Source organism: Neobacillus niacini (assembly GCF_000759675.1).
Taxonomy (GTDB): Bacteria; Bacillota; Bacilli; order Bacillales; family Cytobacillaceae; genus Neobacillus; species Neobacillus niacini_A.
Map to the genome: position 1 here is coordinate 101019 of NZ_BAWM01000006.1, position 13286 is coordinate 114304.

A 13286-nucleotide genomic window follows, 5' to 3' on the forward strand; every position below is an offset into this window, starting at 1 on the left:
ATTATATATGAATAAAAACAAAAAAAGCGAGTAAAAAGTCTCAAAAAATCAAAAAATAAATAATTTGTTCATGTTATTTACAACGAATGCCAAGGGGTGTTAACATAAATTGAAATAACATGAACTATAGTTCAAGTATTACACGAAAAAGAGATTCTGTCAATGGTAACATGAACTAGGGTTCAATATTTATGTTTTGTGGTATAATAACGATGAGGTGAGAAAAATGTCAGACCGAGAAGAACATCTGGTTGGTGAGTTCCCATTAATTCCTAAGCAGGAACGTGCTCAACTAAAAAGAGATTTGTTATTAAAAAGTGGTCATGAATTATTTGTCACGAACGGATATGAGCATACAACGGCAAAGGAAATCGCCGCTCATGCAGGGGTAGCAACCGGTACTTTTTACCGGTACTTTTCGGATAAACGACAGCTATTAATGTCTCTTTTAGAGAATCAAATAGAAATGTTAATGCCGCCTGAACCAATTTGGGGTGTTTCAGATCCAGAAAGCACTTTAGCTTCCCTATTAGAATCACATGATAAACGTCTTAAGGCGATGGGAATGCAGCGTCTGGTACCTGAATTACTGGCTAAGGATTCAGGGTTTGCTGAGGTGTTAGCAGCTGGTAAACGAAAGATATTTACTAGAATTCTTTCAGGATTAAAAATGGCCTATGATAATGATCTGACCTGGAAAGATTTAGATTTAAATACAGTTACATGGTCGATGATGACCTTGGCTGAGCATGCACCGGAAAAAATGAAACAATGTGGGAATCAGACAGATTATCATCAAGTAGCTAAGGTGATTTGCCGATTGATTTTTCCACCAGAAGTGATCGAAAAATTACAAACGGATGAAACTGTAACAGAAGAAGAGTATTGATATTTGAAAGGATGTAAACGCTGAGAATGGAAAAGACCTTTGATTTGAAGAATTTAAAAGCAATCAAAATTGAACTAACACGTTTTATGATGGCTTATAAATTTGCCCTCGATGAAATGACGACAAAAATTAATATTCTTAAAGATGAATTTAATTATATTCATGAATATAACCCAATAGAACACGTAAAATCACGGTTAAAATCACCAGGGAGTATTTTTAGTAAAGTTCAGCGTAAAGGCTTGGATTACACGTTGGAAAGTATTAAGGAAAATATTAAAGATATTGCGGGTATGAGAATAACCTGTTCTTTTATTTCCGATATATATGAAATAAGCAGGATGATTGCCAATCAAAAAGATATTCGAATTATAGAATATAAGGATTATATAAAAAATCCAAAACCAAATGGTTACCAAAGTTTGCACATGATAGTGGAAATACCGATCTTTATGTCTGACCGTGAGGAATTAATCTTGGTTGAGATTCAAATCCGTACCATTGCCATGGATTTCTGGGCAAGCTTAGAACATAAAATTTATTATAAGTACAACAAAGAAATTCCACAAAAAATGCTTGAAGAATTAAAAACAACTGCTGAGATGGCAGCCCATTTGGACAATAAAATGGAAGGACTTCATAAAGAAATGGCAAAAATGAAGAAAACGGAGGAGGCTGAAGATCAAATCTTACAGTCAATGGGAATAGGAAACAATAAACTTAAATTATTGGAAACTTTTATAGAAGAACAACTGGGAATCAAATAGAAGAAGCCTATTACATTTTGTATGTAATAGGCTTTGTTACCTAATTTACCTTAACATGTAGCCTTGCCAGTTTTTTTCTTGTCTTACCAACAATAGATATCCTATCGCTTTACGATACGGGGGTATGATATAATGACAGAAAATGAGGTGATGGAATGTCTTTTGACGATGTTTATGAGGAAGAAATGAATGATGAATCCTGCTGCGTGACTTCGGGCAGTCACCGAAAAAGCCATCATTCCGATAAGGTCAAGAGTAATCTTGTTACAAGACTCAATCGAATTGAAGGGCAAATTCGCGGAATTAAAGGCATGATCGAAAAGGATACTTATTGTGATGATGTAATCACGCAAATTTCTGCAACGCAATCGGCACTTAATAGTGTTGCAAAACTTTTGTTAGAAGGTCATCTAAAAACGTGTGTAATTGAAAGAATTCAAGAAGGAGACCATGAAGTTTTAGACGAGGTCCTGGTAACCATTCAAAAATTAATGAAGAAATAATGTCCGTTTTCAAGTCGTACTTTTTGTACGTCTTTTTTTATTCCTATTATTGTTCTTTGCTAGAAGGAATAACAAATTTATTTGAAGAATAATATAGTTACAATATTCTGAAAACTAAGAGGTGAGGAATATAAGAGCAACGAAAATAATCCTTATGGTATTTGCTGGACTCATACTATCATTTAGTGTTTACGCTTATACAGTGTTTTACGGGACACCCTGGGGAAAACAAAAACATGAAAAAAATATACAAAGCTACATTACCGAGAAATATCATACTGAATTTGTCCTAACTAAAATTAGCTACAATTTTTTAAGCGAAACGTACCAGGGATATGCCTATCCTATAGAGCATTCGAACCTCTTATTTATCATTGAGCAAGATATGGATTCTCCCCATGGCTATTCAGATAACTATCCGAAAGTGATGTGGGATAGTGAGTTAGCAACGAACATTAAAGCACAAATAAAAGAACTTTTTCCAGATTTGGATGAGGGAATGTTTAAAGCCCTACAAATTAAGGACAAAGGGGAAATTTTTGGTCCGAATATTCCTACTTATGATGAAATAAACGTATCGATCCTCTCCACTTCCATTCCTATAGATATAAAAACAAATTGGACACAATTAAATCAAAAAAACGAAATACAGAAAATGAGGAAGCTTAGTCAATTTTTACAGGAGGCAGGTTTCCCTGTACTGATTGAGGTAAGATATTATGAAAACGAGATGTCTGAACAGGCTAAGGTCTTTTTTATCACTGAAAAAGGGGATATCATAGAAAAATAGTGCTCCCACTCATGGTGGAGCACTATTTTTTTCTAGGGTTTCTATTGTTGTGGAATAGGCAATTGGTGAGTTTGGGATTGAATTGTAGAAATATTGCCAATATTTTTTCTGAATTTTGTTTACTGCTACTTTATAATAATAATAAGACAACAAAAGGTCGAACAGGATAGGTTCGTTATGAGGGTGAAAATTTTCCCATGGAGGGTAGGATGTTTTATGAAGACATTGATTGTTTATTGCTCATCTCATGGTACAACAGAAAAAGCTGTCCAATTGGTGAGTGAGTGGATGGAAGGAGAAGTCTTAGCAGTTGATCTGAAACGGGATAAAATTACTTTTGATGTACGCGATTATGAATCCGTATTCATCGGTGGCTCCATCCATGCCGGAAGTATTCAAGGGAAAATAAAGCATTTTATCGCAAAACATTATGATGTGCTGTTAACAAAAAAACTTGGTCTTTTCCTCTGCTGCTGGCACGATGGAGAAACAGCACATGAGCAATTTAATACGGCTTTCCCAGAGGAATTAAGAAACGTGTCAATCGCTAATGGTATTTTTGGTGGAGAATTCCTCGTTAGTAAAATGAATTTCATTGAAAGGCAGATTGTTAAAAAAGTGAGTGGTGTTACCGAGGATACATCGAATTTAGATACGACCGCTATCATGTCATTTGTAATGAAAATTAATGATACATTTGCACATGTATAAAAAACGATTGCCTGACCCTTGGGGGATCAGGCGTTTTTTGTGAGGTTAACAGATTTTTTGAATCAGTTCAATGGAATTGTTTTTTGGTGAATTAACCAGTGGGCTCACTTCGTAGGCTTCCATTAAATAATGATCAAGTGGCTTTAGTAAAGGATGGAGCTTAGTAGCGTCTGTTATGGTAGGATCAAGCCAATATTTTTCATGTTCGGGTTTTAAGATTACAGGCATTCGGTCATGAATGTCTTGAACTAGCTCATTAGGACTGGTCGTAATCACGGAGCAAGAATAAACCGATTTTCCTTCAGGTGATTTCCAGTTCTCCCAAAGACCAGCCATAGCAAACAATTCATTCGACTTTAGTTTGATCCTCATTGGAATCTTATTTTTACTATCAATACGTTTCCATTCGTAAAAACTATCGGCAACAATCAAACAACGTTTTTTCTTATAGGCATTTCGAAAGCTTGGCCGTTCTGTTAAGGTCTCAGCACGGGCATTAATCATTTTATAACCAATTGACATATCCTTTGCCCAAGGCGGAATTAACCCCCACCGTAAAAATCCCATCTTATTTTGAGTTCCATCATTAATCACCGCTAACACCGATTGAGAAGGAGCCACATTATAATTCGGAACATACTCCTCCTCCTGAAGAAAAAACTCCACATCAAACCGATCAATCAACTGATCAACCGTAGCAGTTAACGTAAAACGTCCGCACATACCAACACCCCGTTCTATTTTGTGGTGCCTGTCACCATTTATACATTGTATCACCATTTATACATCGATTTATATAGGTAATGTATAAAATGGAATTTATAGGCGAATAATGTTTAAGGTTTTTAGTTTGAGATTTCAACGAGAAAGAGGTTGCTTATGAAGATTTGGTTTAATAGATGGTTTACAACGGTTACGCATTTTATTGAATTGATTCGTTCGAATGATGAGGGACGGCGGTTCGTGTTCTATGGAACTCACACAAATAAGGATGCTCTCTATTTACAGTATTGTGATTATGCGTTTACAGAACCCTCCATTAACGGTGAGGAATATATTGAGTTTTGTCTTGAGTTTTGTCGGAAGCATAAGATAGATATTTTCATTCCAAGAAAAGAAAATGTCCTGATTTCAAAAAAGCTGGCTGATTTTGAAGCTATAGGTGTAAAGGTACTGGTGTGTCCCGATTCTGAATTAATGGAGACACTGGATAATAAAGCAGCGGCGTACCATTCCATCATGCAAAAAGAAGAGGGTGGGGCAGAACTTGTTGCCATACCAGATTTTTATGTTGTCAATAATATTAATGATTTCAAAACAGCTTATCAATGTTTACGGGATAAAGGACATACAGTCTGTTTTAAACCAGTTGTTGGTGAAGGAGCCACTGGTTTTCGCGTCATTGAAGATAGGATTGAAAGTATTGACCAGCTTTTTAGAAGGGCTAGCAGCCGCCGTCTCTCTTACCATAATGCGTGTGAAATCTTAAGCCAGCAAGAAGTTTTCCCCGATATAATGGTACTAGAGTATTTAGAGGGTCCGGAATTCAGTATAGATTGTGTTGCTTCGAATGAAAAGTTGTACGCTGCGATACCGAGGATGAAAGGAGAAGGTAGAATAAGAGAAATCTTAGATCACCATGAGCTTATTCAACATGCCCATCGGTTTCATCACCACTATCAAATACCGTATATCTTTAATATCCAGGTTAAATATAATCAGGGCGTCCCTAAGCTGCTGGAAATTAATCCTCGAATGAGTGGAGGAATGCATTTTAGCTGCTTAACAGGTCTTAACCTTCCATACCTGGCGATTAAAATTTTGCTAGGTGAAGAAATCGGACAATTGAAACCTAGATTTGGAATTCGAGCTAGTCATCTCGAGAAAGAAATGATTCTCGATAAAGATCATTTTGCGTAACATCAAACAACGCCTTGGGTGAGTTCACAAGGCGTTGTTTTGTATGTCGTTATTTATTATTTACTTGGATTTTCTCATTGGTTTCTGGGACACGTAGTAAAATGGCGCCGCCAAGGATAAATAAAATTACTAAGCTAAACACACCAGCGTTTGTATTACCTGTAATTTGAGCGGTGAAACCGACTAAAGCTGGTCCAAGGATAGAGGCGAACTTATAAAAAATATTATAGAATCCAAAGAACTCGTTTGCATTTTCCTTCGGAACCAGCTTTGCAAAATAAGAACGGCTAAGTGCCTGAATCCCGCCTTGGGAAGAACCGACAAGCATGGCTAAAATCCAGAAATCTAGGGTTGTTTTCATGAAATATGCATAGATACAGATAATAATATAGATAAAAATGCCAACTAATAACATTCTTTTTCCTGAGAATTTATCTGCCAGCCTTCCATAAGCAAGCGCGAAAGGAGCGGCGATTACTTGAGTGGCAAATAGAATGATTAACAGGTTTGTGGATGAAATACCAAGATCCGTTCCATATGCAGTCGACATGGTAATAATCGTGTGGACCCCATCAATATAAAAGAAATAAGCAAAAAGGAAAAGAAATAAAGGACGGTAAGCTTTAATCCGTTTAAGCGTTTGAAATACCTTTTTAAAGCTTGTAGAAATCGGATTTGCAACCCGATCGATGTAATAGACCTGTTGAACATTTTTTAACATTGGAATCGTAAAGGTTCCCCACCAAATCGCTGTGATCGCAAAGGCTATTTGCGTAGAAACGGTTACAGACAAGGGCAGAATTCCTTGCTGTGATAATAGAATAAGTGCAATGCCGATGATGAAGGGAATCGTACTTCCGATATAGCCCATCGCAAATCCGCGTGCAGATATTTTATTCATTCGTTCTTCACTTGTAACATCTACTAAGAAGGCATCATAAAAAATATTGGCTCCTCCAAAACCAATGACGGTAATAATATAACAGATTAAGAGGATAAGCCATTGGTTACTTGGAACAACTGCCAGCAGTGCCGTAAAGGCAATACCTAGAATCACAAAAAAGGTGAATAATCTCTTTTTTAATCCTCTAAAATCACCAATGGTTCCTAAAATGGGTGCACAAATAGAAACAAGCAGAGTCCCAAAGGAATTAGCGTAACCCAAGTACGCAGTTGAAGTAGACCCAGCAAGACCTGCACCATTAGCTGCAGCTTTAAAATATAAGGGAAAGATTGCTGTTGTTATTAATATCGAGTAAGCAGAATTTGCCCAATCATAAAAAACCCAGCTCTTTTCTTGCTTCGTCAATCGACTCATAGAGTTTTCCTCCTATTTAATTGTCATTTACAGTAAAAAGCTCCTCGATGATTTACCCATCTGTGTTTTTTAATCATTTTTGTCTTTTAATTAAATATATGCGAAGCCATCACATCTTTTACAATGGGCCATCCAAATATTTAACATAGTAGACTCATGCAAAACAAAACCTCCTGTAAAACTCTTCCTGATTCCTTCATTGTACAACAAATCATAGGATTACTCGTTCCTTTTTTCGATAATTTTTACTCCCTTGGTAAATAATGTACGTATAAGGATTCTTTTAGGAGGCCTATGGTAAAGGGCTTGCACAACTTTTCGCTCTTAAGGATTATAATATTCTCACGTTTCCTTTTGGAATGACGTTAATCGCATACTCGATGATTATCTATCCAAATGTCACATATGCAGTAGAGTGGGATACAAAAACTTGGATTCCCTATTCCATTATGTACGGAATTTTCTTACCATTATTTCTTTATATTGTGGCTTTAAAAAGAAAAAAGAAATGGACACAAAAATAAGTGGTGACAGGCACCACAGAAAGACACTGTCCACCCCAGGTGGACAGTAAAGGTCATATAGATTTTCAAAAGCCGGTTTCTTGATAGAACCGGTTTTTTGATGCTTTTATTTTCATTTTTTAGTTAGTTGCCTTTACATTTTTTTCTTAATTGAATTTACTGTAGTAGGTGTTAAAAACCAAGGTCATAAAAAAAAAGACAAGCCGGTTGCACCTGCCGTGTAGGTCATAATATCAAGCTGCCAACTTGAAATGAAAGGAGGGAATTTATGGATATTCAAAATTTAAAACAATGGATGAATAACATTAAAGTAACAAATTTGGTTAATGCCGATGTGGAAGTGGTTAATAATACACCATTAGTGATGATGGGAAAAGGACGCCAAGGTGCAGTTTTTCAACTATCGAACGACATCTGTGTAAAGGTGTTCGGGAATATCGAGGATTGCGATCGCGAATATTATGCTTTATCCCTTGGGCAGGAGACCTCTCTATTTCCAAAGCTCTATGGTAAAGGTCCTCTCTATATAGTAATGGAAATTATCAGGGGTGTTGATTTACGCGAGTATTTACAATCACAGCCATTAACACAGGCACTTTCTGCAAAATTAATTGAAATGCTAGTCACCTTTAAAAAAATTGGGTATGAGAGAATTGACCATCATAAGCGTCAAATTTATCTCCAGCCTGACGGCAGTCTAAAGGTAATTGATGTCGCGAGAACCATTTGGCGTGATCGTGTCTATCCTTACCCACGCAAATTATTGACATCTTTAGGTGAAGAAAATAAAGCCATCTTTATGGCCCATGTACAAGAAATGGCACCGGAATTATATATGGAGTGGCTCCATTATATCCGTATGGAGGAAATCTCCAGACAAATTACGGAGTTACTTCTTCCTCAGGAACAGGATAAGAATAAAATAAAAAATATGAGTACTAGTTTATTGACAACAGCGGATGAGAAAAACTATGTGGTGCTGCTCCAGGGTCTCGTCCATAAGGTTTTCAAGGAAGAATGGATAAAAACGATGCTAGCACGAGGAACAGATCCAGAAAAAGTCATGGAAAAAATCGATAAGCATTGGGACAAACTCGAACAAAATTTCGAAGCAAGGCACCCTGAAGACAAGAGAAACTATAATGAGAAAAGACGTTTTGAAGGCGATCGTCGCTCTAGTGGTGATCGTGATTACCGTCGTGGAAAACACTTCGAAGGAGATCGAGGTCGGCGAAGCAAAGGCGCTAAGGGTGGTAAAGGTGGTAAATACTACTCGGGAAATAGGTACGATGATCGTTATCGCCGTGATGATAAGCGAGACAAGAACAAAGGTAAGGGTAAAAAACGTCATTAATCGACATTAAGGGTTGAACATAGAGACCTAACAGGATTGAGGAGGAGCCTAATGAAAACGAGGAGAAACCATTATGAAAGTATTAGTAATCTGGCGTCTGCTGACAGTTGGCGGGGTGAATGCCGGCTGGCGCAATCGCTCGATTTATTTTAAAAAACATGGAATTGATACAGAGTTTTTGTACACCACTGATCACGGCGGGCTTCACATTATGGAAGATGTTGCTCCCGTTTATTTGACAAAGGATGAACAGGCGATTATCAAGATCATTAAAAACAATAACTATGATGCCATAATTGTTGTTGACACGGGTGCTGCTTTTAAATGGATTCGAAAAGCAAACTATCAAGGTCCAGTATTGGTCGAGGCACGCACCCCAGAACTGATTAAGCTTAAGCCTCATTTAAAATCATTCAGAAGGATACAGCCGGAAGCCATCATTGTTCCATCACATTATCAAAAACGATTAGTATCCATATTAACTGATGAAATTCCGATTCATGTCATCTACAACGGCATCGATACATCATTTTACCGAGCATTGACTACCGAAGAGATAAATTATGAGAGTGAACCGCATCTTCCAAACGGAAAAAAAATCGTTGGTTGGATTGGCAGATTGGACAATCGTAAAAACTGGCAGATGCTATTAGAAGTGGCAAAACTCATGAAAAGTCAGCGTGATGATATTGAATTTTGGGTCATTGGCGGTGCTCAAAGTGTGCAGCGGGAGGAATTTGCAGCAAAATGGCAGGAGGAGCAACTCGCGGATATTGTAAAATGGTTTCCAGTGATTCCCTATCAGCAAATGCCACAAGTTTATGCAAAAATTCGCCAATCAGGCGGCTGTACACTGGCAACGACTAAAACCGAATCTTTTGGAAATACGTTCATTGAATCAATGGTTTGCGGTGTACCAGTTGTTGCCTCAAAAATGATGCCCGTCACAGAATTGGTTGTACACGGTGAACATGGGCTGCTATTTCGTGGTCAAAATGTAGAGGATGCAGTCAAACAGCTTGCTAGTATTTTGGATCACCCAAGCCTCCATCAACAAATGTCAGAGGCGGCGATTGCACGTGTCCATGAAAAGTTCGCGATAGAGGTAGTGGCAGAGCAATATGTCGAATTTTTGAAAAAAATTGGTGGAATCGACTCTGTTGCCTTGAGTGGGGTGAATAGTGAATGATTAAACCAGTTGCCTATAAGAAAACATTAGAAGGAAAATCAAATGCTCACTTGATAACATTTAATGATGGACGGGACTATGTCGTGAAATATTTCCAACCTGGATTTGAAAAATCGTTGGCGAATGAATGGGTCGCTTATTGCCTAGCACGTTACCTTGGACTACCAATACCCTTTGCACAATTAGTTGAAATCCCTCAAGAGTTTTCCTCACAATACCCTGAACTCTCTCGAATGACTCAAACACAATTTCAATATGCAAGTCTTTACATGCCAGACTGTTTTGATGGACATCAAGTGACCAATGTTCCTGCTATTACTAACAAAGAAAACCTAGCAGGTATTATTTTATTTGATTACTGGATGTGCAATCGTGATCGAACAAGGAAAAATATCATTCTATGCGATGACACACCGAACTCATATCGCTTATGGATTATCGATCATGCTGAAGTGTTCGCTTCTTACAACTGGGGAATTGAGGATTTAGAATCACTGCCTATAACAATATTAAAAAGTGCAACACACCAAATAATGGCATGCTTCATCGAGAATGAGAAGGATTTTTATGAACAGCTAGAAATTATTCAAACGATTCCCATTCATTTAATAGAAGAAATTGTTGCTGTCATTCCAGAAGATTGGCAGGTTACAAGTGAAGAGAGAAAAGCAATAGTTAGTACATTGCACACACGTCGTAAAAGAATACTCAAAAAGTTAATGGAAAGGTTTATTAAAAGAGTTTATCTGCCAATACATGTAAAAGATGAATGACTCCCTTGCCTATTTTTGTAAAGGGAGTTTTATTTTACAGAAAATGTCCTTTTAAATATACGGATTTAATAGGTTACTAACGTGACCGGAAGTTGTCCACCTGCATATATAAGAGTAAGAAGAAAAAGAAAGGAGGCAACATATGAAAATCCGTAAGGCCATTATTCCAGCAGCTGGCCTCGGAACTCGATTTTTGCCAGCAACGAAAGCACAACCAAAAGAAATGCTGCCGATTGTTGATAAGCCAACCATTCAATATATCGTTGAAGAAGCCGTCGCTTCTGGGATTGAGGAGATTATCATCATTATCGGCAGAGGAAAAAGATCCATTGAGGATCATTTCGATAAATCATATGAGCTTGAGGACACACTTTTTAGAAAAAACAAACTTGATATGTTAGCAGATGTTCAAAAGATATCAAACTTAGTAAATATCGTTTATGTCCGCCAAAAAGAGCCGAAGGGACTGGGACATGCCATTCTTTGTGCAAAAAGCGTCATTGGCGACGAACCATTTGCGGTTTTACTTGGTGATGATATCGTCATGTCGGAAATTCCCTGTCTAAAGCAGGTCATCGATGTTTTCGAATATTATAATAGTTCGGTTGTTGCCGTTCAAACGGTATCAGAAAAAGATGTCAGCAAATACGGAATTATTAAGCCAAAGGGAACAATGTTTGAATCGGATTTATTTCATATTGACTCTCTTATTGAGAAACCCAGCGTTGAAGAGGCTCCTTCGAGATTTGCAATTATGGGACGCTACGTATTAAGTCCAAAGATATTTGAAATCTTAGAGCGAATTCCAATGGGTCGAGGGGATGAATTACAGCTGACAGATGCCATCAATGAACTGAATAAACACCAAGCTGTATTTGCCTATAACTTTCAGGGTAGCCGATATGATATCGGCGATAAACTTGGTTTTATTAAGGCCACCATTGATTTCGCATTAAGCCGGGAGGATATCCGAGAATCTGTATTAGCCTATTTGCAAGAAGTAACAGAGAACGAAACCGGTCAAAATAATAAGAAAGAGATTGATGATTGATATGAAGATTGCTGTTTTAGGTACAGGCTATGTAGGGCTGTCAACAGGTGTTTGTTTATCACAAATCGGTCACCATGTCACATGCATGGATATTAATGAACAAAAGATTAATCAATTACGTAAAGGGATTTCCCCCATTTATGAACCTGGTCTTGAAGATTTACTAACTTCTAATATGGTCGCAGGCAGATTACATTTTACAACCTCTCTTAATGAGGCGTTAGCTGACGCAGAAACCATTGTTGTTGCGGTTGGAACGCCTCAAGGTGATAATGGAGCAGCAGACCTTTCCTTTCTAGTACAAGCTGCAAAAGATATTTGCTCCCATATAACTCCTGAGAACATCATTGTTATTAAGAGTACGGTGCCAGTTGGAACGAATGATTTTGTCAAAAAAATGATGGAAGACCGGTGTGGTTTTAAGGTGAAAATGGTGTCGAATCCTGAATTTCTCCGCCAGGGTTCTGCCATTGAGGATACCTTGAAAGCTGATCGAATCATTATTGGTTCGGAAAGTGCAGAGGCTGCAGGGAAAATTCAAGAGATGTATCGACCATTAAATGTGCCAATGCTTTTAACAAGTACAAGAAGTGCTGAAATGATAAAATATGCTTCGAATGCTTTCTTAGCAACGAAGATCAGTTATATTAATGAAATTGCCAATTTATGCGAAGCAGTCGGTGCAGATGTACAAGATGTTGCTAGAGGAATGGGCAAGGATAAAAGGATAGGTGAATCGTTCTTGAACGCTGGGATCGGCTATGGAGGCTCCTGTTTTCCAAAGGATGTCAAAGCATTGCTGCATACCGCTGGGTTAAATGGAATTGAATTTCCGTTATTAAAAGAGACCATTGCCATTAATGAATATCAGCGAGAATTGTTGGTAACAAAGGCATTAAAGCGATTTGGAGGATTAAAAGGCAAAAAAATTGCGATGCTAGGTCTAGCCTTTAAACCAGAAACAGATGATATGAGAGAAGGACCGTCTATTCCGATTGCGGTGGAATTGACAAAATTAGGAGCAGAAGTCGTTGCGTATGACCCCGTTGCCACTGATAATGCGAGAAAAATTATCGGAGATACCATTAAATATGCTGATTCCATTCATGAAGCCATTGCAGAAGCGAACGCCGTATTTATTGTCACCGAGTGGAACGAGGTTAAAAGTATAGATGTAGCTGAGATGATATGGAACATGAAAGAACCGATCATCTTCGACGGCAGAAACTGTCTTTCGGAAGAGAAAATCCGTGTATGTATTTCAGTAGAATACTATCCAGTAGGAAAACCACCAATCATTATATAATAACCAGGCATGATCCTTGTAGAGATATTTGACTGCAAAAATCATGCCTAAGCTTTTTTCAATAGCAGCAAACTTTGATACAATAATAAAGGTAGCAACTGAAAATAAATAATGAATCTCATTGAAAAATGTAAAGTGTCCACTGGATACAGACATTTGTACATTAGTGGTGCCTGTCACCATAGGAAGGT

The 13286-nt window shown here is 37.7% G+C and carries 13 protein-coding genes; 11 read left to right on the plus strand and 2 right to left on the minus strand.

What is annotated here, in order from left to right; translation table 11 throughout:
- The first annotated feature begins 226 nt into the window (after positions 1-226).
- The 5 genes from TR08_RS03310 to TR08_RS03330 all read left to right on the plus strand — a co-directional run bounded on the left by TR08_RS03310 (position 227) and on the right by TR08_RS03330 (position 3660).
- Positions 227-889 (plus strand): TetR/AcrR family transcriptional regulator, encoded by a 663-nt coding sequence (locus TR08_RS03310; RefSeq protein ID WP_045515724.1) that lies wholly within the window; start codon positions 227-229, stop codon positions 887-889.
- A gap of 20 nt (positions 890-909) precedes the next feature.
- Entirely contained in the window at positions 910-1656 is a 747-nt protein-coding gene (locus TR08_RS03315; RefSeq protein ID WP_370576269.1) for a GTP pyrophosphokinase, read from the plus strand.
- A 155-nt stretch (positions 1657-1811) separates the two neighbouring features.
- A complete protein-coding gene (locus tag TR08_RS03320; RefSeq protein WP_045515727.1) occupies positions 1812-2159 on the plus strand; it encodes a metal-sensitive transcriptional regulator in 348 nt (115 codons plus the stop codon).
- 121 nt (positions 2160-2280) lie between these two features.
- Complete coding sequence (locus TR08_RS03325) at positions 2281-2949, plus strand: YfjL-like protein (RefSeq protein ID WP_152597325.1); 669 nt, start codon at positions 2281-2283, stop codon at positions 2947-2949.
- Positions 2950-3165: 216 nt separating this feature from the next.
- Positions 3166-3660, plus strand: a complete 495-nt coding sequence (locus TR08_RS03330; protein ID WP_045515730.1) for a flavodoxin domain-containing protein — start codon at positions 3166-3168, stop codon at positions 3658-3660.
- 45 nt (positions 3661-3705) lie between these two features.
- On the opposite strand, the gene TR08_RS03335 is transcribed toward TR08_RS03330, so the two are convergent.
- Positions 3706-4383: an SOS response-associated peptidase gene (locus TR08_RS03335; RefSeq protein WP_045515731.1), complete on the minus strand. Its 678-nt coding sequence runs from the start codon at positions 4381-4383 to the stop codon at positions 3706-3708.
- 156 nt (positions 4384-4539) lie between these two features.
- Here TR08_RS03335 and TR08_RS03340 point away from each other — a divergent pair, with 156 nt between their 5' ends.
- Positions 4540-5580: an ATP-grasp domain-containing protein gene (locus TR08_RS03340; protein ID WP_045515732.1), complete on the plus strand. Its 1041-nt coding sequence runs from the start codon at positions 4540-4542 to the stop codon at positions 5578-5580.
- A 49-nt stretch (positions 5581-5629) separates the two neighbouring features.
- Here TR08_RS03340 and TR08_RS03345 read toward each other — a convergent pair whose 3' ends face one another.
- Positions 5630-6898, minus strand: coding sequence for an MFS transporter (locus tag TR08_RS03345; protein ID WP_045515734.1), 1269 nt, complete (start codon positions 6896-6898; stop codon positions 5630-5632).
- Positions 6899-7690: 792 nt separating this feature from the next.
- Here TR08_RS03345 and TR08_RS03350 point away from each other — a divergent pair.
- The 5 genes from TR08_RS03350 (at position 7691) to TR08_RS03370 (ending at position 13095) form a co-directional block, all read left to right on the plus strand.
- The gene (locus TR08_RS03350) at positions 7691-8776 is read left to right on the plus strand and encodes a hypothetical protein (protein ID WP_045515736.1); all 1086 of its coding nucleotides are present in this window, start codon (positions 7691-7693) and stop codon (positions 8774-8776) included.
- 73 nt (positions 8777-8849) lie between these two features.
- Positions 8850-9965, plus strand: coding sequence for a glycosyltransferase family 4 protein (locus TR08_RS03355; protein ID WP_045515738.1), 1116 nt, complete (start codon positions 8850-8852; stop codon positions 9963-9965).
- On the plus strand, positions 9962-10738 hold the full coding sequence (locus TR08_RS03360; protein ID WP_045515740.1) for a HipA family kinase: 777 nt from the start codon (positions 9962-9964) through the stop codon (positions 10736-10738). The genes TR08_RS03355 and TR08_RS03360 overlap by 4 nt, the downstream gene beginning before the upstream one ends.
- Before the next feature lie 142 nt (positions 10739-10880).
- Complete coding sequence (gene galU, locus TR08_RS03365; protein ID WP_045515741.1) at positions 10881-11789, plus strand: UTP--glucose-1-phosphate uridylyltransferase GalU; 909 nt, start codon at positions 10881-10883, stop codon at positions 11787-11789.
- 1 nt (position 11790) lies between these two features.
- On the plus strand, positions 11791-13095 hold the full coding sequence (locus TR08_RS03370) for a UDP-glucose dehydrogenase family protein (protein WP_045515883.1): 1305 nt from the start codon (positions 11791-11793) through the stop codon (positions 13093-13095).
- Positions 13096-13286 lie beyond the last annotated feature (191 nt).

Coding starts and splice junctions, on each gene's coding strand:
- TR08_RS03310 (WP_045515724.1), top strand. CDS start 227: ATGTCAGACCGAGAAGAACATCTGGTTGGTGAGTTCCCATTAATTCCT.
- TR08_RS03320 (WP_045515727.1), top strand. CDS start 1,812: ATGTCTTTTGACGATGTTTATGAGGAAGAAATGAATGATGAATCCTGC.
- TR08_RS03330 (WP_045515730.1), top strand. CDS start 3,166: ATGAAGACATTGATTGTTTATTGCTCATCTCATGGTACAACAGAAAAA.
- TR08_RS03335 (WP_045515731.1), bottom strand. CDS start 4,383: ATGTGCGGACGTTTTACGTTAACTGCTACGGTTGATCAGTTGATTGAT.
- TR08_RS03340 (WP_045515732.1), top strand. CDS start 4,540: ATGAAGATTTGGTTTAATAGATGGTTTACAACGGTTACGCATTTTATT.
- TR08_RS03345 (WP_045515734.1), bottom strand. CDS start 6,898: ATGAGTCGATTGACGAAGCAAGAAAAGAGCTGGGTTTTTTATGATTGG.
- TR08_RS03350 (WP_045515736.1), top strand. CDS start 7,691: ATGGATATTCAAAATTTAAAACAATGGATGAATAACATTAAAGTAACA.
- TR08_RS03355 (WP_045515738.1), top strand. CDS start 8,850: ATGAAAGTATTAGTAATCTGGCGTCTGCTGACAGTTGGCGGGGTGAAT.
- TR08_RS03360 (WP_045515740.1), top strand. CDS start 9,962: ATGATTAAACCAGTTGCCTATAAGAAAACATTAGAAGGAAAATCAAAT.
- galU (WP_045515741.1), top strand. CDS start 10,881: ATGAAAATCCGTAAGGCCATTATTCCAGCAGCTGGCCTCGGAACTCGA.
- TR08_RS03370 (WP_045515883.1), top strand. CDS start 11,791: ATGAAGATTGCTGTTTTAGGTACAGGCTATGTAGGGCTGTCAACAGGT.